Raw genomic sequence first — 22,417 nt, 5'->3', positions numbered from 1 at the left:
TAGATCGGTTGGAAAGCCTCATACCCGGGTTTATATGACAGAGCCCCACCCCGCGCAACGCGAACCGGACAGAGGGGGCGGTATACCGCACCACCACACGATTTCGTGACCGGCGCGGCGAGAATTCGAAAGAAAAAGCCCATGAATCGCGTAACCCGCGAAGACGTAGCCGCCGCCCTCGCAACCGTGACGGACGAGGAGACCGGCAAGGATGTGATGAGCGCGGGTGTCGTGCAGGGACTGGTCGTCCGCGAGGGCCATGTCGGCTTCTCGCTGGAGGTCGACCCGGCGAAGGGCGCGGCGAAGGAGCCGCTGCGCAAGGCCTGCGAGGACGCAGTGAAGCGGCTGCCGGGCGTGTTGAGCGTGACGGCGGTGCTGACCGCGCATCGCAACGCGCAATCGCCCGCCGCCGCGAAGGGACATTCGCATCCGCACACGCATGAGGCCGGACAACAACACCGCGCGCCGCAAGGCGCCCTCGCCATTCCCGGCGTGAAGAGCATCGTCGCGGTGGCAAGCGGCAAGGGCGGCGTAGGCAAATCGACCGTCGCGGTCAACCTCGCCCTCGCGCTGGCGAAACTCGGCCGCCGCGTCGGCCTTCTCGATGCGGATATTTACGGCCCCTCGATCCCCCGGATGATGGGTATCAAGGGCAAGCCCGAAAGCCGCGACGGCAAGAAACTCATCCCGATAAGGAATTACGGCATCGAGACCATGTCGATCGGCTTTCTCGTCGCCGAGGACACGCCGACGATCTGGCGCGGTCCGATGGTGCAGTCGGCGCTGACCCAGATGATGATGGGCGTCGAATGGGGCGAGCTCGACGTGCTGATCGTCGACATGCCGCCGGGCACGGGCGACGCACAGCTCACCCTGACGCAGCGCGTGCCGTTGACGGGCGCCGTCGTCGTCTCGACGCCGCAGGAAATCGCGCTTCTCGACGCGCGCAAGGGTTTTGCCATGTTCGAGAAGACGCATGTGCCGGTCTTCGGCATCGTCGAGAACATGGCCTATTTCGTCAGCCCCGGCTCGGGCGAGAAGTCCTACATCTTCGGCCAGGGTGGCGCACGGCGGATGGCGGAGACGCTCGGCTGCGATTTCCTCGGCGAAGTGCCGCTGCATATGACGATCCGCGAGACGTCGGACAGCGGCGAGCCTGTCGTCGCGACCGCGCCGGACAGCGAGGAGGCGAAGCCCTTCATCGAAATCGCGAAGCGCGTCGCCGCGCATCTCGACAAGGCGCTCGGTGCCGGCGCGCGCAAGGCGCCGGCCATTTCCATCGAAGAGTGAAAAGGAAACGGCCGGCCCGTTGCCGGACCGACCGTTCCGATCGTCAGGCTGAAGGTTCAGCGGCCGGCAACAAGCGTCGCCGTTTCCTTCGAGCCGTCGGGCGCCGTCAGTTCCCAGCTGTCGCCCACATTGCGGGCTTCGGCGGGAACGCAATAGGGCTGCTCGCCGCCGAGGAAGCAGGCCGTATCGCCCTCGACCGTGTACTTGCCTTCCGCCGTGCTGCCGTCCGGCAGCTTCTGCGAATAGCTGCCGCCCACGTCGATGAACACCGAGCGTTCACCGGCCGCACCCGACACTTTCACGGTATTGCCATAGAAATTCGCAAACGGATCGGCGAGAGCCGCTCCGGAAAACGCAACCAACGCAACGAGTACACTGAACAAAAGGCGCATTTCTTATTCTCCCTGATTTTAAACGATCGCCGTGTACCCCAAAGGCCGCGCATGGTTGCACGGCCTTTGTGATGGTTAAAGATACGTTCCGCTGCCGGAACATATCGGAACTGTCATTTATTGAGGAAGTTCAGCGGCAAGCCGGCTACCGGCCAGTCCGTGGAGACGAGCCGCCCGCTGGATGAGAGCGTGATGTAGGCCGTCTTGAGATCCTTTCCGCCGAAACAGATATTCGTGGTGATGAAATCGTCCGTCGGCGTATGGGTGATCTTCGAACCGTCGGGCGAAAAGGTCGTGATGCCCGCGTTGAAAATCGTCGCGACGCAGATATTGCCTTCGGCATCGACCGCGAGACTGTCGAAGAAGCAGAGCTGCGGACCGGAACCGACAAAGCGGCCGGGCAGCGGGCCGGGATTGGGCGCCACTTCACCCGGACCCTTGATGTCGAAGGCCCAGAGACGGCCCGGAATGGTGTCGGCGACATAAACCGTCTTCTCGTCGGGCGACAGGCCGACGCCGTTCGGCGAGGTGATCGGAAAGACGACTTCCTTGATGAACGAGCCGTCGATTTTTGCGTAGTAGAGACCGCCGCGATCCTGCGTGCGGCCGCGCCCCTTGCCGAGATCGGTGAACCAGAAGCCGCCCGACTTGTCGAAGACGATGTCGTTGGGCCCGTTCAGCGGAATGCCGTTGCACTCCTTGTAGAGTACCTTGAACTCGCCGGTCTTGAGATCGACACGCTCGATGCGGCCGCCGGAATAGTCGGCAGGTGCGTCGCCCGGCACAAGCGCGCCGTTGACCTCGTGGAATTCGAAACCGCCGTCGTTGCAGACGTAGCAGGCGCCGTCCGGCCCGATGGCCGCGCCGTTCGGTCCGCCGCCAAGCTCCGCGATCACCTCGGCTTTTCCCGCCGCCGTGACGCGCGTCAGCGTGCCGCGCGCGATCTCGACGAGCACGATGCTTCCATCCGGCATCGCGATCGGGCCTTCCGGAAACTTCAGGCCGTCGGCAATGAGTTTCATCTCCGCCATTTTATCCTCCCTGTTTTTATTGTCTGTTCTTGTTGGGCCGCATTCTGTCAACGCCCGCGCGCCTTCGCAATGGCGCGGCGAAGAAAAGCGGCCGCCTTGTCCGCCGCCTCGATGCCGGTGACATGGGCGCCCTGCACGGTGGAAAACCAGTCGGCCGAGACGGCCTCGCCCGCGAGGAAGAACCGTTCGTTCACCGGCTTGGCCAGCACCGCGCGCCGGTGCGCCTCGCCGGGCAGCGCGCATGAATAGGCGCCGAGCGTGTGCGGATCGGTCGTCCACGCGGTCGCGGCGATGCCGGTCAGCTCCTTGAAGATGCCGGTGCCGAAAATGTCGCCGAGCGCCGTGCGCGAAAAATCGACCATCTCCGCCTCCCCCGCCCGCTCGAGATTGGCGGCAAGATCGCCGCCGAGATAGGCGATGGCGAGCTCCGAACCGAAGGGCCTGATCTGGAACGAGCAGGCGGGCCGCGCCGCGTCGCGCTCATCCATGAAGCTCACATAGCTCGTGTCCGGAAGACCGAATATGTCGCGGCGGAAATGGAACGCCACCTTGTTGGCATTGCCGGTCGGCACGCCCGCAAGCGCGGCCTGCACCGCGTCCGGCAACGCGGGCGTGAAACGGATCGAGCCGGATGCAAGCACATTGGTCGAAACCGTGACGATGAGGCTGCGCGCCCGCACCGTTCCGCGCGGCGTGTCGAGCGCGATGTCGCCGCCGCTCGTATCGATGGCCGTCACGGGTGTCGAAAGCTCCACGGGAAGTCCCGCATAACGCGCCTCGAGAAGCGCGCCATAGCCCCGCTCCAGCGGCCAGTTCGCCTCGGTGTCGCGATAGGCTGCAATATCCGCTGTCGATATTTCGCTCGGCGGCAGGCCGGATATGGCGGTGAAGATGTGATGCACCATGCGCCGCCAGCGCGACGACGTGTCGATCGCGTCGGAGACGGCGACGTCCCTGCCCTCCGCGCCCGCCGCCGCCGCGCGGTCCATCGCCGTTTCGAACTCTTCGCGATAACCGCGCCATTCGGCCGGACCGCCCCAGCCATGGCCGAGATGGAAGCGCCCGTCGAAGGGCCGCGGGCGCGCCAGATAAGGATGGCCCAGTTCCTCCGCGATACGCGTCAGCGGATTGACGTCCGCCGAATGAAGCCAATGGGCGCCTCGATCCCATACCGCGCCGAGACTTTCCCTGTCGGTGAAGACACGGCCGCCGATGCGCGACTTCGCCTCGAACACAAAAACGGACAGGCCCAGTTCGTCGGCGCGCCGTGCGGCGGCAAGGCCGGCCGCGCCTGCGCCGACAATCGCGACGTCCACGGTCCTCATGAGAGATGCCGGGCGTGAAACTCCAGATGGTCGCCGATAAAGGTCTGGATGAAATAGTAGGAATGATCGTAGCCGGCGTGACGGCGCAACGTGAGTTTCTGGCCATGCGTCGCGCAGGCATCCTCGAAGAGTTCCGGTTTCAGTTGCTCTTCGAGAAAATTGTCGGCCAACCCCTGGTCGATCAGAATGTCCTCGAAATGACCGACCGCGCTGCCGCTCGTCATCAGCGCCGACGCATCATGCGCGGCCCATGCGGATCGGTCCGCGCCGAGATAGGCGGTGAAAGCCTTTTCGCCCCACGGGCAGCGGGTGGGCGAGACGATGGGCGCGAAGGCGGACACCGACCGGTAGCGATCGGGATATTTGAGCGCCAGCGTCAGCGCGCCGTGGCCACCCATGGAATGGCCTGTAATGCTTTGACGTTCGCCGTCGACCGGAAAATTGTCGCGCAGGGCGGCGGGAAGATCGCGCGCGATATAGGTCTCCATGCAGAAATGCGGCGCCCATGGCTTCTCGGTCGCATCGATATAGAAGCCGGCGCCTTGCCCCAGATCGTAGGCCGGATCGTCGGCAACGCCGTTTCCGCGCGGGCTCGTATCCGGCGCGATGAGGGCAAGACCGAGTTGGGCCGCCTTGCCGTAAGCGCCGGCCTTGAAGGTGAAGTTTTCTTCCGTGCAGGTGAGCCCCGCGAGAAAGGTGACCGCCGGGAACGGGCCCTTCCCTTCCGGCACGAAGATGGAAAAACGCATGGGCGTGCCCGTCGCCGCCGACTGGTGACGGCAAATGCTTACCGTGCCGCCGAAGCAGCGATGGGTTTCCAGCGTTTCCACTGTCATCAATAAACCACCACCGAGCGGATTGACTTGCCCTCGTGCATGAGGTCGAAGCCCTTGTTGATGTCTTCAAGCGGCAGCGTGTGCGTGATGAGGTCGTCGATATTGATCTTCCCGTCCATGTACCAGTCGACAATCTTCGGCACGTCGGTGCGGCCGCGTGCGCCGCCGAAGGCAGACCCTTTCCAGACGCGGCCCGTGACGAGCTGGAACGGCCGCGTCGAGATTTCCTGGCCCGCGCCCGCAACGCCGATGATGACGCTCTCGCCCCAGCCGCGATGGCAGCACTCCAGCGCCTGCCGCATCGTGTTCACATTGCCGATGCATTCGAAGCTGTAATCCGCGCCGCCGCCCGTCAGTTCCACGAGATGGCCGACAATATCGCCCTTGATCTCTTTCGGGTTCACGAAGTGCGTCATGCCGAATTCGCGCGCGAGGCTCTCGCGCGACGGATTGATGTCGACACCGACGATCATGTTGGCGCCGACCATCTTGGCGCCCTGAATGACATTGAGACCGATACCGCCGAGACCGAATACGACGACATTGGCGCCCGGCTCCACGCCCGCCGTGAAGATGACGGCGCCGATGCCCGTGGTCACGCCGCAGCCGATGTAGCAGATCTTGTCGAAAGGCGCGTCCTTGCGGACCTTCGCCAGCGCGATTTCCGGCAGCACTGTGTAGTTCGCGAAAGTGGAGCAGCCCATGTAATGCAGCACAGGCTTTCCCTTCCAGGAGAAGCGGCTGGTGCCGTCCGGCATCACGCCCTTGCCCTGTGTGGCGCGGATCGAGGTGCAGAGATTGGTCTTGTGGCTCGTGCAGCTTTTGCACTCGCGGCATTCGGGCGTGTAGAGCGGGATCACATGGTCGCCGACCGCAAGCGACTTCACGCCCGCGCCCACTTCAACCACGACGCCCGCGCCTTCATGTCCGAGGATCGCCGGAAACGCACCTTCGGGGTCTTCGCCGGACAGCGTGAAAGCATCGGTATGGCAGATACCGGTGGCCTTGATTTCGACCAGCACCTCGCCGGCTTTCGGCCCCTCAAGCTGCACCGTCTCGATTTCGAGCGGTTTGCCCGCTTCGAATGCCACCGCCGCACGCACGTCCATATGTCGTCTCCGTCTGGGAAAGCCGCAAAAATGCCAAGGCGCGCATTGTGGGACGCCCGGACGCGAAACTCAATCGCGGCGGCTTTCAAAACGGAGAGCGATTTCCCAAACGGGAAGTATCAGTTCCCGGCGAGCCAGGCATCGCCTTCCATGTGCAGCGTTGCAAGTTGGGGGCTTTTGTCCAGCACGGTGGTCTTCGAAAGTTCGACACCGCCCTTGTCGAGACTGGACGCAAGGAATCTCAATTCCGCCGGATAGCGGTCGAGCCCCTCGAAGAATGCCTCCGGCAGCGCGGGGCGGTCCACGGGATCGGTACGATCCTTTTCATAAACGGCGGTCCGTTTCAGTATCCTCCACACGCCATCCCGCTTTTCGATGCGATCGATGAACCGCGCATAAGAGGTCGTATCGACTTCACCGAACGGCGTCTTCGCGCGGACCATGATGGTGATATTGACTTCGCTCAACGCGCGGTCCCCGTCGATCCTGATCCGCGGCACACCGATATAATGCTTGAGCAGCGCGCGATTGCTCTTCGCGAGGTTTTGCGATGCCGCGACGAAGCCCTTGTGCGGCCCGTCGAACCAGCTCAACGAAATGGTGCCCTCGTCGTGAAAGGTTGCGCCAAGTTCGCTCCACGCTTCCTGGTCGCGATAAAATGCCCAGTTGTTGACGAGATCGGCGATTTCGGCGCTTGCATCGTTCACGGCGGAATTTTCCTTTCCTGTTTCGCCCTCCCAACAACCGGCGAGCACGAGCGAAAAAAGAAGAACTGCAATTTTTTTCATGGAAGCCCCGGGCGGCGAACGTCGCGCGAAGTATGGGGCGCAGGCTCGCGCAACTCAATTGCACGGGCAACCAACTGACTGATCGTCAGAAGCGCCTGGCGTCAGCCGCGCCGCTCAAGGAGGACAAGGGAATAATCCGCGCTGTCCTTCTCGCCTGCCTTGTGACGCTCGCGCGAAACTTCGCGCCAATGCGCCGCGTCAAAGGCAGGGAAACTGACATCGCCTTCCGGAGCCGCATGGACTTCGGTGATGTAGAGCCGCGTCGCGTCATCGAACATTTCTGCGTAAAGCTGCGCGCCGCCGATCACCATGATTTCGTCCGCGCCGCTCGCGGCGGCCAGCTCGCGCCCTCGCGCGAGCGCGGCCTCCGCCGAATGCACGACTTCCGCCCCTTCCGCCCGATACCCCGCATCGCGCGTCACGACGATGTTGGGACGGCCCGGCAAGGGCTTTCGTGGCAGCGACTCCCATGTCTTGCGGCCCATGATGACCGGCTTGCCCATGGTGATGCGCTTGAAAAACGCCATGTCGCCTGAAAGCCGCCACGGCAGCGCGTTGTCGCGGCCGATGACGCCGTTATCCGCGATGGCGACGACATAGGAAACATGCATGGTCACGCGGCCACCTCGACGTCACGCAGGGACGAGAAACCCGGCGTGCGCATCGCTTCCGGGTCGAGCGGCCGGATGCTGACAAGAATCGCGAACATCGCAAAGGCGGCGAGCAGCAGCACCGCGATCGTCAGCCCGAAGAGCAGCATCCGCTGCCGCGTGCGCATCAGACGGCGACTGGCGCGGCGATATGCGGATGCGCCTCGTAGCCTTCGAGCCGGAAATCGTCATAGGTGAAGTCGAAGAGGCTCTTCACATCCGGATTGATGTGCATGACCGGCAGCTTTTTCGGCTCGCGCGCGAGCTGCTTGTCCGCCTGCTCCAGATGATTGAGATAAAGATGGGCGTCGCCGAAGGTGTGGATGAATTCGCCCGGCTTCAGCCCCGTCACCTGCGCCACCATCATGGTGAGGAGCGCATAGGACGCGATGTTGAACGGCACGCCGAGAAAGATGTCCGCCGAACGCTGATAGAGCTGGCAGGAGAGCTTGCCCTCCGCGACATAGAACTGGAACAGGCAATGGCAGGGCGGCAGCGCCATGCTGTCCACATCCGCCACGTTCCACGCCGAAACGATGAGCCGGCGCGAATCCGGGTTGGTCCTTATCTGTTCGACGAGATTTCTGATCTGATCGATCTTGCCGCCGTCCGGCGTTGGCCATGAGCGCCACTGATGCCCGTAGACGGGGCCAAGCTCGCCGTTCTCATCCGCCCAGTCGTCCCATATGCTGACGCCGTTCGCCTTCAGGTAGCGGATATTCGTGTCGCCCGCGATGAACCAGAGCAACTCGTGGACGATCGACTTCAGGTGCAGCTTTTTCGTCGTGACGAGCGGAAACCCGTCCGCCAGATCGAAGCGCATCTGGTGGCCGAAAATGCTGCGCGTACCCGTGCCCGTGCGGTCGGTCTTGGTGACGCCCGTGTCGCGCGCCTTGCGCATGAGGTCGAGATATTGCTGCATCGGCTGGTCCTGAGATTCGGTCCCCCAGTCTAGCCGGAGGGGCCGCGTCCCGCCACCGCCCGCCCGGCGGGCCGTGACGATATCCACAATATGGATGCGAGAATGACAAAAGCGTGAGAACCACCGGAAAATATGGCGGTTCGCCGCCTGCTCCGCCAGAATGCGCGGCAAGAAATAAGATGGGGGAAACAATGAAACGCATCCTGATCGGCGCCGGCGGCGTTCTGGTCATCCTGCTGGTGGCGGCTCTCGCGCTTCTGCCGGGGGTGCTCGAGGGGCAGATCAACCGTATCGTCGAGCACGAACCCTATGCGGTTGCCCCCGAGGCGACGGCGCGGCATGGCGAACTGGCCGTGGTGGACCTTCACGCCGACACGCTGCTCTGGGCGCGTGATCCGCTGGAACGGGCGAGCCGCGGCCATGTCGACCTGCCCCGCCTCGTCGACGGCAATGTGACCCTCCAGGTTTTCTCTGTCGTGACGAAGGTGCCGCGCGACCAGCGTTATGTTGGCACCAGTGGCGACAGCGACGTCATCACGCTCCTCGCCATGGTGCAGCGCTGGCCCGCGCGAACATGGGACAGCCTCCTGGAACGCGCGCTCTATCAGGCCGGGAAGCTGCACCGCGCCGAAGCGGCGGCGCCGGACGAGCTGAAGATCGTGCGGACGGCCGCCGATATCGACGCCCTTCTCACCCTGCGCGGTGACGGCAAACGGCCCGTCGGCGGGCTGCTGGCGACGGAAGGCTCGCACCCGCTCGAAGGCAGGCTCGAAAACATCCAGCGTCTCTACGATGCGGGCTACCGGATGATGGGCCTCACCCATTTCTTCGACAACGAACTCGGCGGCTCGCTGCACGGGCTCTCCGGCGAAGGATTGACGGATTTCGGGCGCGATGCCGTCCGCGAGATGGAGCGGCTCAATATCGTCGTCGACCTCGCCCATGCCTCTCCGGCCGTGGTCGAGGATACGCTTGAAATCGCAACGCGGCCGGTCGTGATCTCCCATACCGGCATCAAGGGCGCCTGCGACAGCCCCCGCAATATCGAGGATGCGCTGATGAAGCGCGTGACGGACGCGGGCGGGCTCATCGGCATCGGCTACTGGAAAGGCGCCGTTTGCGACCCCGCTCCCGCCGAGGTGGTGAAGGCGATCCGCTATGCGATCGACTTCCTGGGCGTCGACCACGTGGCGCTCGGTTCCGATTACGACGGCGCGGTGCCCGTCGCCTTCGATACATCGGAACTGGCCGTTCTGACGGCGGAAATGCAGAAAGCGGGTTTTCGGGACGAGGAAATCGCCAAAGTCATGGGCGGTAATGCTCTTCGCTTCTTGCGCGAGCAATTGCCCAAGGGCTGAGTCAGGCGGCGGCGGGCAGGTAGCGGAAACGTCCGGTCACCGGGAACCGCGTCAATGTGTCGGCATATTCGACGCCATTGCCGAAGTTATGGATGACGAGCGGGCGCGGTGTCCCCGGAACGGGCCTGTCCGATACGATGGAGATATGCGGCAGCTCGCCCGCAATCATCTGCGTGACGAGATCGCCGGGTTGCAACGTCTCACGCGCGGCAAGCGTCGCGCCCTTCCGCACGAAGAAGGTCATCAGGTTCAAGACGCGGCGGTGGTCGATGCTCGTATCGGGCCCGGTCAGCCCCCATTTGGCGGGATAGACCGAAAAATTCTTCTGCATGTCCTCATGGACCAGGCTCTGAAAGTCGAGACCGAGCGCCGCGCGATAGGCTCGAATGACGACATCCGTGCAGACACCGCGCTCCGGTTCGATATCGCCGCCCGGATAGCCGATCTTGCGATAGGTGCCGTCATAAATGGTCGTGACGCCGATCTGGGCGTGGGCGGCGGCTACAAGCCGCGCCGCCGGTGGCGAGGGCGCAATGAGGTGGTCCGGCCGAAGGAGCGGCAGAACGGCGACCCCGAAGAGCATCTGGCGGCGCGATATCATGCCATTCCCCTGAAGGCCCTGATTTTGAGGTTTAAAACCGCAGGATTGCAACTATATTACAAAGGTCGGCGATCTCGCCGACTATGGCGATAAACGGATTGTGCAATAAACCATTCGGACCCGGGGGCGGTACCCGGCGCCTCCACCAAATTTCCCCTGTCGCGGCAGGGACCTTGGGGGCGAAACAGGATCGACGAGGGTGTAAAGACAGTCTTTTTGCCCGGCATGGTTCCGCCGTCATCGGGCCGTTTTATAGTTGCCAACGACAACTATGCTGAGGCACGTCTCGCTGCTTAATGCAGTGCGATGTCTTCAAATCAAGTCCTTATCTTTAGCCGGATAAGGCGGGGTTCGGGGGCACCTGGCAACAGAAGCCCCCACTTTTTTGCCTGCACCGCCGCAGGGGTGGCCAAGCCGGTGTCGCGAGCGCCACAAACAGAAAATCTCTTGGGCAAAGCGGCCGGCGGCATGGATTTAAGCGTTAAACGCTGATTGAATCTCCCCGGGCGGCAATTCCCGCCTCGACGTTCCACGGAGCATTGATTTTGGCCGAAGACCTGATGCGATACGACATGCTGGCGCAGGATGCCCTCCGGGGTGTGGTGCGCCGCGCGCTGAAGATCGCACGCGACGAGGGCCTGCCCGGCGAGCATCATTTCTACATCTCGCTCCGCACGGACGCACCGGGCGTCGAGGTCTCGGAAAAGTTGCGCAAGCAATATCCCGAGGAAATCACCATCGTACTCCAGCACCAGTTCTGGAATCTGGAGGTGAACGACGAACGCTTCTCGGTCGATCTCACCTTCAACAAGATTCCCGAACGCCTCGTCGTGCCCTTTTCGGCCGTCCAGGGTTTTTTCGATCCGAGCGTGCAATTCGGACTGCAGTTCCAGGTACAGGGCGTGAGCAGCGGGACGAATGTCGCCGAGGACAAGGCAGGCGTCGCGGCAACGGAGGCCTCGAAGCCCGAAGAACCTGCCCCGCCCGCGGGCGACGTCGTCAGCCTCGACGCCTTCCGGAAGAAGTAGCCCCGGCATCGATCGCGGCGGCCGCGCCTTGGCGGCCCCGGCCCCCCGTGCTAAATCAGCGCCCATCCGAATTTCTCGCCGGTCGAGCCGGCGGCAAGCCCCGCTGGAGCGCGACCTCATGGCCAACACACCCAAAACCCGCACCGAGACCGACACCTTCGGCCCCATCGAGGTCGCCGCCGACAGATACTGGGGCGCGCAAGCCGAACGCTCGCGCGGCAATTTCAAGATCGGCTGGGAAAAGCAGCCGCTCCCCGTGGTCCGCGCGCTCGGCATCGTGAAGCGCGCCGCCGCGGAAGCGAATATGGAGCTTGGCCGGCTCGATCCGAAGATCGGTGAGGCCGTCGTGAAAGCCGCGCAGGAAGTGATCGAGGGCAAGCTCGACGAACACTTCCCCCTCGTCGTCTGGCAGACGGGCTCCGGAACCCAGTCCAACATGAACGCGAACGAGGTGATCTCCAACCGCGCCATCGAAATCATGGGCGGTGAGATGGGTACGAAGAAACCGGTTCACCCGAACGATCATGTGAACATGAGCCAGTCGTCGAACGATACCTATCCGACGGCCATGCATGTCGCCTGCGCGGAGGAAATCCACCACCGCCTCCTGCCCGCCCTTCAGAAGCTGCGCAACGCGCTGAACGACAAGGCGCAGGCCTGGAACCACATCATCAAGATCGGCCGCACCCACACGCAGGATGCGACGCCGCTGACGCTCGGGCAGGAATTCTCCGGCTACACCGCGCAGGTCGAGAACGGCATCGCGCGCATCGAACAGACGCTGCCGAAGCTGATGGAACTCGCGCAGGGCGGCACCGCCGTCGGCACAGGCCTCAACGCGCCCGTCGGCTTCGCGGAAAAGGTTGCCGACAAGATCGCCGCGATCACGCATCTCCCGTTCAAGACCGCCCCGAACAAATTCGAAGCACTGGCCGCGCATGACGCCATGGTTTTCAGCCATGGCGCGATCAATACGGTTGCCGCCTCGCTCTTCAAGATCGCGAACGACATCCGCCTGCTCGGCTCCGGCCCGCGCTCGGGCCTCGGCGAATTGTCGCTGCCGGAAAACGAGCCCGGCTCGTCGATCATGCCGGGCAAGGTGAACCCGACGCAGTGCGAGGCGATGACGCAGGTTTGCGTGCAGATCTTCGGCAATCATGCGGCCCTCACCTTTGCGGGCAGCCAGGGCCATTTCGAGCTGAACGTCTACAACCCCGTCATGGCCTACAACTTCCTCCAGTCCGTGCGTCTGATGGCGGATGCGGCCGTGAGCTTCACCGACAATTGCGTCACCGGCATCGAGCCGCGCGAAGACAACATCAAGGCGGCGCTCGAACGCTCGCTCATGCTCGTCACAGCGCTCGCGCCGAAGATCGGCTACGACAACGCCGCGAAGATCGCCAAGACCGCACACAAGAACGGAACGACGCTGCGAGAGGAAGCGGTCGGCGGCGGTTACGTCACCGACGAGGAATTCGACGCGGTAGTCCGCCCCGAAAAGATGATCGCTCCGGAATAGTCATGAGCGCCGGCGAAACAGGTGAAATCAAACGGTCCGTGACCATCGCCGGTCATCGGACCAGCATTTCGCTTGAACGGCCGTTCTGGGATGCGCTGAAGGAGCTCGCCTGCACCGAGAAAACATCCGTGAACGAACTCGTGCGGCGCATCGATACAAAACGCGGAGGTCAGGGAAGCCTTTCCTCCGCGATCCGCCTCTACGTTCTGGATGCCCTGCGCAACAGGGCGAATACCGCCTGCGCCCCCCGCGACTGATTCAATTCGCAATCGACGGGCGCGGCAACGGCACGGCCGCCGCGGTGCCCTGAGGCAGATCCATCAGATCGCGCAAGTCCTGCGGGACGTCGGCACCCGATTCCCGGACGCTCTCGGCGAGCACGCGCCGGGCTACGAAATTCTGCAGCTCCAGCGTGTTCGTTTCCACATTCATGTAGCTGGGCCGCCCGGCCGCCGCGATGGAAAACGCAGGCGCGCCGGAAGGCTCATCCGGTTTCACGGTCAGACCGGCGCTCGACACGAGCCGGGGCAGATCGTAAAGCGCGGTAAGCTTCGCCGTACCGCCTTCAAGCGACACTTGATCGTCTGCGAACCGCAGCACCCCATCCTCCACGATGAACTCACCGCCGATGTCGCGTGCCTCCGTCGCACCTGTCCGCAGGTTCTCTTCGACGACGTCCGAAAACCCGTCGATGGATTTAAGCTTCGTCAGCGCGGTGCCGAACCCGGCAACATCGAGCGGCCTGAACGCAGCGTCGGAAACGCCGATCGTACCGACACCGCTGGTCGAGGAGACGAGCGCCAGCCAGCTTCGCCCCTGCCCCTGCAATTGGGCAGTGAGATCGAAACGGCCGCTCCCGGGCGTGGCACCGAATGCAGCGCCGAACGCGCGGGCTATATCCGCTTTCTCGACGGTCACTGTAAGTCCGATGCCGGGCTCACCCGTTCCACCCTCGATGCGAGCGCCGATGGAAGCGCGACCGCCGGCAAAGCCCCCGGTAAAAGGCGACGCCGTAAGAACGCCGTGCGAAACGGCAATATGAGCAGCGGCATCGACGATGGACAACGTGCCCAGCGAAACCCGCTCGGCCTTTACGTCTACACCTCCGTCGAAAGCGGCGAGCGGCGACCAGTCCAGTGCGGACACGGGCCAGATATCGCCGCCGTCTTCCTCGTTCATCGCAAGCGAGGTCAGGTCGATCCTGTTCGCTTCCAGCGTGCCCGAAACGGAAGGCAGCTTTCCTTCCGCGCCGGCGCGCCAGCCTGCGGTGCCCGAGAGACGGAAATTCCCCGCCACGCTTTCGAAACCTTTGAGCGCCAGGCTTTCCTTGTCCCAAACCACATCCGACGAAAAGACAAAGCCGGGGCCGGATGCCTGCTGGCCCACCCATGCCGCGAGCGCGGCCGGCGCACCGAAAGCACCAAGCGCATGCATCACACCCGACGCCGCGATTTCGGCTCGACCGGTGAATCGCAATGCTTCGAATGGATCGGCCACCTCCCCCCGCGCGGTCAGTGTCGTGCCGTTCACGTTGGCGCGAAAATTGGTGTCGTAAGTCCCGTTCTTGCCGCCGGTGAGCTGCAGAGCGACCGCGCCTGTCCCCGTGAGATCGGGCCGTGGCGACAGGCCGAGTTGTTCGAGCAGGATACGGCCATCGTCATTCGTTGCGTTCGCGATGATATCGAGACCATCGAGACCGCCCGACGTTTCATGCCGCCGCTTCACAACGCCGTCCACGCGGCTGCCGCGAACCGTTCCCTGCAACGTCAATGTATCGACCCGCGCCTGGCTGTCGTCGGCCTCGCCCGATGCGCCGGTAAAAAGCAGATCGACCGGACCTTCGACATCGGGCACGTCGAATCCGCCGAGCCCGAGGAGACCTCCGAAGCGTTCCGCCTGAACGGTACCGGTAAAGTTCCCCTTCACGTCGTCGCGCTTGCCCGTCACCACGCCGTCGAGTTTGCCCGAAAACGAAAGGCGCGCGCCCGCAATATCCACAACATCGAGCCTGGCGACGGTGAGCGTCCCTGCATCGAGCGACATATCGGCGCCAACGCCCCGCATCGTCTTTTCGAAAGCAGTGAGGCGTTCGGCGTCGAGGGCGAGGTCGACGTCATGCGCGGCGAGAAAGACGAGAGGATCGTTTTCCTTCGGCAATAACGCGATAAGGGGATCTGCGTCGAACTCCTCTATATCGAGCCTGACGTCGAGACCGGGTCGCGCCTTCGATGAGCGATAGACAATCGCGCCACGGAGCGCAGGCGTTGCCGGCAGGTTACGTGCATAATCGGCAACGAGGTTGCTCACCGCAACTTCCTGCGGCGTGATGCGCAACGTCGCGCTGGCGGCAAACGGACTGCCGCGCGGGGTAGCCTGGGCGCCGTTTCCGTTTTGCGCGAGCGACGAGAGCCAATGTGAAAACGCCGCAATATTGCCGCTCTCCACCTGGGCGACACCGTCGAAGCGCGGACCGTCGTCAAACTGTGCAAGCCTGCCCGAAAGCGCGAATTGCGTCGCGCCGCCGAGTTCGCCTTGCGCCGTCTCGACGGCGAGGATGCCGTCGCGCAACGAAAGATTGAGCGCCGCGTCGCGAATGAGCGCGTTGCGAACCATAAGCGTGCCGGCCTCGACCTGGGCACTGCCGTCCACCCAGGCGGGCACGGGAAGCGAAAGCAGCATCGAGACAAGGCTTTGCTCGCTGCCCTCCTCATCGCCAACCCCGATCCTGTCGAGCAGCGGATCGAGCGTGAAGTTCTCGGCGGCAAGCTGCAACGAGAAAGTAGACGACTGGTCCCAGCGCGCTTCCGCCGAACCGCGCAGAGACGTTCCTTCCGCCGTAACCGAAAGATTGCGCAAGCTCGCGCGGCGGGCGTTGAGTACCATCCCCGCATCCATCCTGACAGGCGCGATTTTCCCGCCATCCGTTTTCGCCGACGCGGATCCGATTTCGAGCCGGCCATTGCCGTCGAGCCGCGCTGCCATGGAAAAATTCGTCGCGACGCCGGAGAAGAGGAATTTGAGCGGATAGTCGAGCGTCTCCACTTCCGCTGTCACCCGGAAAGCTTTGTTCGCGGCAAAGTTTCCCAGACCGATACGCAGCGCCACGGGCACCCCGCCGATATTCGCCTCGAGTTCCGAACGCAGCGGACCGAGCAACGATGTCGCGATGACTTCGCCCTGAACCTGCTGCGCCTTCCAGCTACGGCCGTTCACGCGGTTCCGGTAGTTGATCGTGCCGTTTTCGAAACTCGCTTTTTCCAGGCTTATGGATTCTAGCGAGAACATGCCCTCTTCCGGCACGCGGCCGGCAAAGTCCAGTCCACGCCAATTGACGGTGCCGTCGGGGAGAACCTCGAGATTGATCTGCGGTCGCACGATCCGGACGCGCGTGATCTGCACATCGCCACTCAGAAGCGGCGCAAGCGCCATCTCCGCGTCGATCTCGTCGAAGCTCGCGAAATGGGGGACGGAAGGCAGCGAACTCGTGTCCGGATCGTTGCCAATTCTGATTTTTCCGAGCGTCAGATGCGGCGCGGGAAGAATCCGAAAACGGATATCGCCATCGATGCTGACAGGCCGCCCGGCAACCTCGGAAGCCTGTGCCTCGATACCCGCACGGAATTGATTCCAGTCCACGAGCCCCGGACCGACCAGTGCCGCGAACAGCAAAATGACGAGGAGGCCCGCGATGTAGGTCAGTATCGAATTCAAAAGTATCTCCAGCTCTCAAAGCCAGAGGCGGAACGGCCTCGCACGGGTTTCCGGCGATCCGCCTTTTGGCCTAAGCTCGCGGGCGTACAAGGGCGACTGTTTCGCTGTACAGCCAATGGCAGGCAAATTATGGCTTCGGATGGCGGAAATATAGTTAATTTGTCGTCTTTCAGGAAAATGTCGCGCGAGGAGAAAAAGCGCGCGGCAAAAAAGCAGAAGGACGAACAAGCGGCGGCGAACCGCGTTCGCTTCGGCCGCACCGGCGCGGAAAAGAAGATCGCGAAACTCGATCGCGAGCGCATCCTTCAGGACCATGAAGGCAAACGGCGCGACCGCACCGGAGAAGGCAATGCCGATGGCGAAGACGAGGACGGCGGCACGTCGTCCTAGCCACGGGGCAGCTCTCTTCCAGCGTCGGGGTCCCCTGCCGCGCGCATCCGGCGCTTCGACCTGCGCAAAGAAAATTCAATTAAATCAATCAATTAGCCTACCCCTCTTGACCTCAAGCGCTTTCCGAATTAATAACTGACTAGTCAGTTATTAATTTCATACGATTTGGCAGGGCGCGATCGAGACGATGAACACTTCCTCCAGCGAGCAGAAATGGCAGCGGCGAAAGGAAGACCGGCCTGCCGAAATCATGACGGCGGGCCTCCGGATTTTCGCGGACCGGGGCTTCGCCGCGACGCGGCTCGAGGACGTGGCGGAAGCGGCGGGCGTCAGCAAGGCGACGATCTATCTCTACTTCGCCAGCAAGGCGGAACTCTTTGCCGCCATCGTCCGCGACATCGCGGTGCCCCGCTTCGACGAGATCGAAAAACTGCTCGACGCTTATGACGGACCGAGCGCCGACCTTCTCTCATTCGTGATGGACCGGCTGCGCGACATCGCCACGACGACTCAACTCCCCGCGCTGGCAAAAATCATTCTCGCCGAGTCGCACAATTTTCCCGAGATCCGCGCCTTCTACCGCGACCACATCATCCTGCGCGGCTTCGGCAATCTTTCGCGCATCCTTCACCGCGGCATCGAGCACGGCGAATTCCGCCCCTGCAATGTCGAGGCAGCCGTCCAGAGCATCATCTTCCCGATCCTCATGAACGCGCTCGCGCGAAATACCTTCGGCGAACTTCCGCAACTCGATCCCGACGGCTTCTTCGCCGCCCATGCGGAGTTCGTTATGCGCGGCCTCGCCGCGAACAGGGAGGCGTAGACGATGCGCCTCCATTCCCTCCTGTTCGCGAGCGCGGCCGCGCTCCTTCTCACCGCCTGCGACGAGCACCCGAAGGATACGTGGCAAGGCTATGCTGAAGGCGAGTATGTGCGCGTCGCCCCGATCGACGGCGGCACGATCGAAGCCATCGAGGTGAAGCGCGGCGACCGCGTGAAAGGCGGTGCGCTCCTCTTCCGGCTGGACGCAACATCGGAGAAAGCCGCGCGCGACGCCGCCGCCGCCAATCTCGCCGAGGCGAAGGCGACGCTGCAGGAAGCGCAACTGGACCTTCAGCGCAAGATGGAACTGCGCAAGCAGCGCAACGTTGCACAGGCCGAACTCGACACGGCGCGTGCACGGCGCGACCGCGCGGGGGCGGCAACGCTCGCCACGGCATCGGCGCTCGACCAGGCGGAATGGCGCTTGAAGCGGCGCGAAGGCCATGCGCCCGCGGACGCGCTCGTGCAGGACGTATTGTTCCGCCCGGGCGAGTTCGCGGCGGCGAGCCAGCCTGTCGTCTCGCTGCTGCCGCCGCAGAACATCAAGGTGCGCTTCTTCGTGCCCGAAGCGGAGCTTGGCCGCATCCGCGCAGGCGGCGCGGTGCTGTTCTCATGCAGCGGTTGCCCGGAAAATTTCGCGGGCACCATCCGTTTCGTCTCGACGGAAGCCGAATTCACCCCACCCGTCATCTACAGCGACAGGTCGAAGGAAAAACTCGTCTACATGGCTGAGGCGACGCCGGACGAAACGCCGGAAGCCCTGCATCCGGGACAGCCCGTCACCGTGACGCTGCGCGACCTTCCCAAGGAGTGAGCGCGATGAACCAGCCGCATGCAAGCGAACCGGCGGACGACGCGCCGCTCGTCATCGATGTGCGCGGCCTCACGAAAAGTTTCGGCGGCACAAAAGTCGTCGACGATGTCGACATGCAGGTGGCGGAAGGCGAAATCTACGGCTTCCTCGGACCAAACGGCAGCGGCAAGACGACGACGATCCGCCTGCTCTGCGGACTGCTCACGCCGGACGCGGGCACCGGCACCTGCCTCGGCCACGACATCCTGACGGAGAGCGCGCGCATCAAACGCGAAGTCGGTTACATGACGCAGCGCTTCAGTCTCTACGAGGATTTGTCGATCCGCGAGAACCTGCACTTCGTCGCCTCGATCTACGGATTGAAGCGCCCGCGCAAGATAGTGCAGGAAACGCTGGAGAAACTGAACCTCGAGAACCGCGCGCATCAGCTCGCGGGCACGCTGTCGGGCGGCTGGAAACAACGGCTCGCACTCGCCGCCGCGATCATGCACGGGCCAAAACTGCTGCTGCTCGACGAGCCGACGGCGGGCGTCGACCCGAAGGCGCGGCGCGAATTCTGGGACGAGATTCACCGGCTCGCCGACAGCGGTCTCACGGTGCTCGTCAGCACCCACTACATGGACGAGGCCGAACGCTGCCACAAGATCTGCTATCTCGCCTACGGCAAGCTGCTCGCGCGCGGCACGGTGCATGACGTCATCGCACAATCGGGCCTCGCAACCTGGCATGTCAGCGGCACGTCGCAACGCCGGATCAACCGGCTCGCGCACGACCTCGCCGGCAGGGGCGGCGTCGACATGGTGGCCCCCTTCGGCACGACGCTGCATGTGAGCGGCGCCAACGACAATGCGCTCGACGCGGCGGTGGCGCCCTGGCGCGGCGAGGATGGATTGAACTGGCGCAAGGTCGAGCCGACGCTCGAGGATGTCTTTATTCACATGATGCAGGGCGCATCGGATAATTTCGGGTGATGCCATGCGACGCTTCTCGCTCTTCCGGCTCGGCGCGCTGATCCGCAAGGAATTCATCCAGATGCGGCGCGACCGGCTCACCTTCGCGATGATGCTCGGCGTGCCGGTGATGCAGCTCGTGCTGTTCGGCTATGCGATCAACTCCGACCCGAAGCATTTGCCGACCGCCCTCTTCTCGCAGGATCATTCTGTCTTCACGCGGACGCTGGTGAAGGGTCTCGAGAACTCGGACTATTTCGACATCGTGGGAGAGGCCCGAACGGCGGCGGAAGCGGAGGACATGATCCGCACCGGGAAGGTGCAGTTCGTGGTGCAGATACCGCCCGGCTTCAGCCGCGACATGCAGCGCGGACAGCGGCCGCAATTGCTGCTCGATGCCGATGCGACGGACCCCGCCGCGACGGGGAATGCCGTTGCCGGCCTGCAGCTTCTCGCAACAACGGTTTTCAATCGCGATCTTCAGGGATCGCTTGCAGCGCAGCGCGCGGGAACCTCCCTTGTCGATGTCGTGATCCATCGGCGCTACAACGCGGAAGGCCGTACGGAACTCAACATCGTGCCGGGATTGATCGGCGTCATTCTCACCATGACGATGATCATCTTCACCGCGCTTGCGATGACGCGCGAAATCGAACGCGGCACGATGGAGAACCTGCTGACGATGCCGGTGCGGCCGCTCGAAGTGATGATGGGAAAGATACTGCCCTACATCATGATCGGCTACATCCAGACGGCCGTCGTGCTCGCCGCCGCCTACTGGCTTTTCGAAGTGCCGATCGTCGGCAGCCTGTGGCTGCTGTCGTTCGTTCTGTTCTTCTTCGTTGCCGCGAACCTCGCCGTCGGTTTCACTTTCTCGACGCTGGCACGCAATCAGTTGCAGGCGATACAGATGACGATCTTTTTCTTCCTGCCGTCGATCCTGCTTTCCGGATTCATGTTTCCGTTTCGCGGCATGCCGGTATGGGCGCAATGGCTCGGCGAGGTTCTTCCGCTTACGCACTTTCTCCGCATGGTGCGCGGAATTCTACTGAAGGGAAACGGGTTTGCGGAGATCGTGCCGGACATGGCGGCGCTTCTCGCCTTCCTTGTCGGGGTCTCCATCGTCGCCCTGAATCGCTATCGCCAGACGCTGGATTGAGGGTATGAAAACGGGGATAAAACCGGCTTATCCCGCGACTGTCATCGAACTGTCAACGATTTGTCACAAACGATTTCGGGGTGATGTTGTCCCCGCTTCGTTTCGGTTACACGGTCGTATTTTTTGCTTCTGAAAAATTTGTTATCCCCGGTTTTGACGACGAGACGATCAAAAGCAGGTGTCACCCCGGCGAAAGCCGGGGGCCATGAGCCTCTTGTCATATAGCGTGAGCGTACAAGTTAACCGGCTGGCGCGCCGTCCATGGATCTCAGCTTTCGCCGGGATGACATTTTTTGTTTGTATACTGAATAATAAGGCACATCAGACCGGAAATATCTTCCCCGGATTCAAAATCCCCTTCGGGTCGAGCGCCTGCTTGATGGCGCGCATGACGGCGACGCCGGTTCCGTGTTCCGCTTCGAGGAACTTGATCTTGCCCTCGCCGATGCCGTGTTCGCCGGTGCAGGTGCCGTCGAGGGAGAGGGCGCGGGCGACCATGCGGTCGTGAAGGCGAGTGGCTTCCGCGAGGTCCTGCGGGTTCGCGGGGTCCATCAGCAGCAGCATGTGGAAATTGCCGTCGCCGACATGGCCGACGATCGGCGCTTTCAGGAACGAGGTTTCGAGATCGGCCAGTGTGCCCCTTATCGCTTCCGCAAGGCGCGAGATCGGCACGCAGACATCGGTGACCATGCCCTTCTTGCCGGGCGCATAGGCGAGCGCGGCGTAATAGGCGTTATGGCGCGCCTCCCAGAGCCTCGTGCGGTCTTCGGCTTTCGTCGCCCATTCGGATACACCGCCGCCATGCTCGGAGGCGATGGCACCGAAGCGTTCCGCCTGTTCGGCGACGGAGGCATCCGTGCCGTGAAACTCGACGAAGAGCGTCGGCACCTCCGCGAGCGTCAGTTTGGAATAGGCGTTGCAGGCGCGGATCGACAGGGGATCGAGGATTTCGATGCGCGCGACCGGAAGGCCCGACTGGATGGTTTCGATGACGGCATCGACCGCGCCTTCGATACTGGCGAAGGGGACGACACCGGAACGGATAGCTTCCGGTATGCCGTAAAGCCGGAGCGTCACTTCGGTGACGATGCCGAGCGTGCCTTCCGAGCCTATCAGCAACCGCGTGAGATCGTAGCCTGCGGATGACTTGCGCGCCCGCCGCGCGGTCCGCACCACGGAACCGTCCGCCATGACGGCGGTGAGGTTCAGCACGTTTTCGCGCATGGTGCCGTAGCGGACTGCGTTGGTGCCGGACGCGCGCGTCGCGACCATGCCGCCGATGGTGGCGTTGGCGCCGGGGTCGATGGGAAAGAAGAGTCCCGTGTCGCGCAGATAGTCGTTGAGCTGCTTGCGCGTGACGCCGGCCTCGACGCGCACATCGAGATCGGCCGCGTTCACCTCGAGAATGGCGTTCATCTGCGAGAGGTCGAGCGAGAGGCCGCCATGCACGGCCGAGACATGGCCTTCAAGCGAGGTGCCCGCACCGAAGGGAATGATGGGCATGTCGTGAGCCGAACAGATGCGGACAATGGCGGCGACTTCCTCCGTCGTCCGCGCGAAGGCGACCGCATCGGGCATCGCAACGGCATGCCAGCTCTCGTCGCAGCCATGGGCCTCGCGCATCGCCGCCGCTGTCGTCAGCCGGTCGCCGAGAAGCGCCTGCAATTCGCCAAGCGCCGCCGCCCTTCCCTCGTCCCTCGCCGCTGCCCTGCTCATGGCCGC

22 protein-coding genes and 1 other RNA gene are annotated in these 22,417 nt (G+C 63.2%); 11 read left to right on the top strand and 12 right to left on the bottom strand.

Features of this window, described 5'->3' with window-relative positions:
- The first annotated feature begins 141 nt into the window (after nucleotides 1-141).
- On the top strand, nucleotides 142-1,290 hold the full coding sequence (gene apbC / locus Q8S60_RS03075; protein ID WP_305276523.1) for an iron-sulfur cluster carrier protein ApbC: 1,149 nt from the start codon (nucleotides 142-144) through the stop codon (nucleotides 1,288-1,290).
- A gap of 56 nt (nucleotides 1,291-1,346) precedes the next feature.
- On the opposite strand, the gene Q8S60_RS03070 is transcribed toward apbC, so the two are convergent.
- From Q8S60_RS03070 to Q8S60_RS03030, 9 genes are all read right to left on the bottom strand, one after another.
- Nucleotides 1,347-1,682 carry a hypothetical protein gene (locus Q8S60_RS03070; protein ID WP_305276522.1) on the bottom strand — a complete coding sequence of 112 codons (336 nt, stop codon included), beginning with the start codon at nucleotides 1,680-1,682 and terminating at the stop codon, nucleotides 1,347-1,349.
- A gap of 113 nt (nucleotides 1,683-1,795) precedes the next feature.
- Nucleotides 1,796-2,713 (bottom strand): SMP-30/gluconolactonase/LRE family protein, encoded by a 918-nt coding sequence (locus Q8S60_RS03065; protein ID WP_305276521.1) that lies wholly within the window; start codon nucleotides 2,711-2,713, stop codon nucleotides 1,796-1,798.
- A gap of 47 nt (nucleotides 2,714-2,760) precedes the next feature.
- Complete coding sequence (locus tag Q8S60_RS03060) at nucleotides 2,761-4,038, bottom strand: NAD(P)/FAD-dependent oxidoreductase (RefSeq protein WP_305276520.1); 1,278 nt, start codon at nucleotides 4,036-4,038, stop codon at nucleotides 2,761-2,763.
- The gene (gene fghA, locus Q8S60_RS03055) at nucleotides 4,035-4,874 is read right to left on the bottom strand and encodes an S-formylglutathione hydrolase (RefSeq protein ID WP_305276519.1); all 840 of its coding nucleotides are present in this window, start codon (nucleotides 4,872-4,874) and stop codon (nucleotides 4,035-4,037) included. The genes Q8S60_RS03060 and fghA overlap by 4 nt, the downstream gene beginning before the upstream one ends.
- Nucleotides 4,874-5,983, bottom strand: coding sequence for an S-(hydroxymethyl)glutathione dehydrogenase/class III alcohol dehydrogenase (locus tag Q8S60_RS03050; protein WP_305276518.1), 1,110 nt, complete (start codon nucleotides 5,981-5,983; stop codon nucleotides 4,874-4,876). Before Q8S60_RS03050 ends, fghA begins: the two co-directional genes overlap by 1 nt.
- A 119-nt stretch (nucleotides 5,984-6,102) precedes the next feature.
- Nucleotides 6,103-6,690 (bottom strand): nuclear transport factor 2 family protein, encoded by a 588-nt coding sequence (locus tag Q8S60_RS03045; protein WP_305276517.1) that lies wholly within the window; start codon nucleotides 6,688-6,690, stop codon nucleotides 6,103-6,105.
- 182 nt (nucleotides 6,691-6,872) lie between these two features.
- The gene (locus tag Q8S60_RS03040; protein ID WP_305276783.1) at nucleotides 6,873-7,382 is read right to left on the bottom strand and encodes a dihydrofolate reductase; all 510 of its coding nucleotides are present in this window, start codon (nucleotides 7,380-7,382) and stop codon (nucleotides 6,873-6,875) included.
- Nucleotides 7,383-7,384: 2 nt separating this feature from the next.
- A complete protein-coding gene (locus Q8S60_RS03035; protein ID WP_305276516.1) occupies nucleotides 7,385-7,549 on the bottom strand; it encodes a hypothetical protein in 165 nt (54 codons plus the stop codon).
- On the bottom strand, nucleotides 7,549-8,343 hold the full coding sequence (locus tag Q8S60_RS03030) for a thymidylate synthase (protein ID WP_305276515.1): 795 nt from the start codon (nucleotides 8,341-8,343) through the stop codon (nucleotides 7,549-7,551). Before Q8S60_RS03030 ends, Q8S60_RS03035 begins: the two co-directional genes overlap by 1 nt.
- A 191-nt stretch (nucleotides 8,344-8,534) precedes the next feature.
- Here Q8S60_RS03030 and Q8S60_RS03025 point away from each other — a divergent pair, with 191 nt between their 5' ends.
- Entirely contained in the window at nucleotides 8,535-9,701 is a 1,167-nt protein-coding gene (locus tag Q8S60_RS03025) for a dipeptidase (protein WP_305276514.1), read from the top strand.
- Between the two features lies 1 nt (nucleotide 9,702).
- Here Q8S60_RS03025 and Q8S60_RS03020 read toward each other — a convergent pair whose 3' ends face one another.
- Nucleotides 9,703-10,302, bottom strand: a complete 600-nt coding sequence (locus Q8S60_RS03020) for a DUF1287 domain-containing protein (RefSeq protein ID WP_305276513.1) — start codon at nucleotides 10,300-10,302, stop codon at nucleotides 9,703-9,705.
- 26 nt (nucleotides 10,303-10,328) lie between these two features.
- Between Q8S60_RS03020 and ssrA the strand changes: the two genes are divergently transcribed.
- The 4 genes from ssrA to Q8S60_RS03000 all read left to right on the top strand — a co-directional run bounded on the left by ssrA (nucleotide 10,329) and on the right by Q8S60_RS03000 (nucleotide 13,106).
- Nucleotides 10,329-10,684: a transfer-messenger RNA gene (gene ssrA, locus Q8S60_RS03015) on the top strand.
- A 163-nt stretch (nucleotides 10,685-10,847) separates the two neighbouring features.
- Entirely contained in the window at nucleotides 10,848-11,330 is a 483-nt protein-coding gene (locus Q8S60_RS03010) for an SspB family protein (protein ID WP_305276512.1), read from the top strand.
- 118 nt (nucleotides 11,331-11,448) lie between these two features.
- Nucleotides 11,449-12,849: a class II fumarate hydratase gene (gene fumC / locus Q8S60_RS03005; protein ID WP_305276511.1), complete on the top strand. Its 1,401-nt coding sequence runs from the start codon at nucleotides 11,449-11,451 to the stop codon at nucleotides 12,847-12,849.
- Nucleotides 12,850-12,851: 2 nt separating this feature from the next.
- Nucleotides 12,852-13,106 carry a ribbon-helix-helix domain-containing protein gene (locus Q8S60_RS03000; protein ID WP_305276510.1) on the top strand — a complete coding sequence of 85 codons (255 nt, stop codon included), beginning with the start codon at nucleotides 12,852-12,854 and terminating at the stop codon, nucleotides 13,104-13,106.
- 1 nt (nucleotide 13,107) lies between these two features.
- Here the strand turns inward: Q8S60_RS03000 and Q8S60_RS02995 are convergent, their stop codons facing one another.
- Nucleotides 13,108-16,560, bottom strand: coding sequence for an AsmA family protein (locus Q8S60_RS02995; protein ID WP_305276509.1), 3,453 nt, complete (start codon nucleotides 16,558-16,560; stop codon nucleotides 13,108-13,110).
- A 129-nt stretch (nucleotides 16,561-16,689) separates the two neighbouring features.
- Here Q8S60_RS02995 and Q8S60_RS02990 point away from each other — a divergent pair, with 129 nt between their 5' ends.
- The 5 genes from Q8S60_RS02990 to Q8S60_RS02970 all read left to right on the top strand — a co-directional run bounded on the left by Q8S60_RS02990 (nucleotide 16,690) and on the right by Q8S60_RS02970 (nucleotide 20,695).
- Complete coding sequence (locus Q8S60_RS02990) at nucleotides 16,690-16,950, top strand: DUF4169 family protein (protein WP_305276508.1); 261 nt, start codon at nucleotides 16,690-16,692, stop codon at nucleotides 16,948-16,950.
- A gap of 187 nt (nucleotides 16,951-17,137) precedes the next feature.
- The gene (locus Q8S60_RS02985) at nucleotides 17,138-17,773 is read left to right on the top strand and encodes a TetR/AcrR family transcriptional regulator (protein ID WP_305276507.1); all 636 of its coding nucleotides are present in this window, start codon (nucleotides 17,138-17,140) and stop codon (nucleotides 17,771-17,773) included.
- A 3-nt stretch (nucleotides 17,774-17,776) separates the two neighbouring features.
- Nucleotides 17,777-18,586, top strand: coding sequence for an HlyD family secretion protein (locus Q8S60_RS02980; protein WP_305276506.1), 810 nt, complete (start codon nucleotides 17,777-17,779; stop codon nucleotides 18,584-18,586).
- Between the two features lie 5 nt (nucleotides 18,587-18,591).
- Entirely contained in the window at nucleotides 18,592-19,557 is a 966-nt protein-coding gene (locus tag Q8S60_RS02975) for an ABC transporter ATP-binding protein (protein ID WP_305276505.1), read from the top strand.
- Between the two features lie 4 nt (nucleotides 19,558-19,561).
- The gene (locus Q8S60_RS02970; protein WP_305276504.1) at nucleotides 19,562-20,695 is read left to right on the top strand and encodes an ABC transporter permease; all 1,134 of its coding nucleotides are present in this window, start codon (nucleotides 19,562-19,564) and stop codon (nucleotides 20,693-20,695) included.
- A 321-nt stretch (nucleotides 20,696-21,016) separates the two neighbouring features.
- Here Q8S60_RS02970 and Q8S60_RS02965 read toward each other — a convergent pair whose 3' ends face one another.
- Nucleotides 21,017-22,411, bottom strand: coding sequence for an FAD-binding oxidoreductase (locus tag Q8S60_RS02965; protein ID WP_305276503.1), 1,395 nt, complete (start codon nucleotides 22,409-22,411; stop codon nucleotides 21,017-21,019).
- Nucleotides 22,412-22,417 lie beyond the last annotated feature (6 nt).

The organism is Parvibaculum sp. (genome assembly GCF_030694575.1).
In the GTDB taxonomy this organism is placed as follows: Bacteria; Pseudomonadota; Alphaproteobacteria; order Parvibaculales; family Parvibaculaceae; genus Parvibaculum.
Note: the sequence above shows the minus strand (reverse complement) of the source record. Positions and strands in the feature narration are given on the sequence as shown.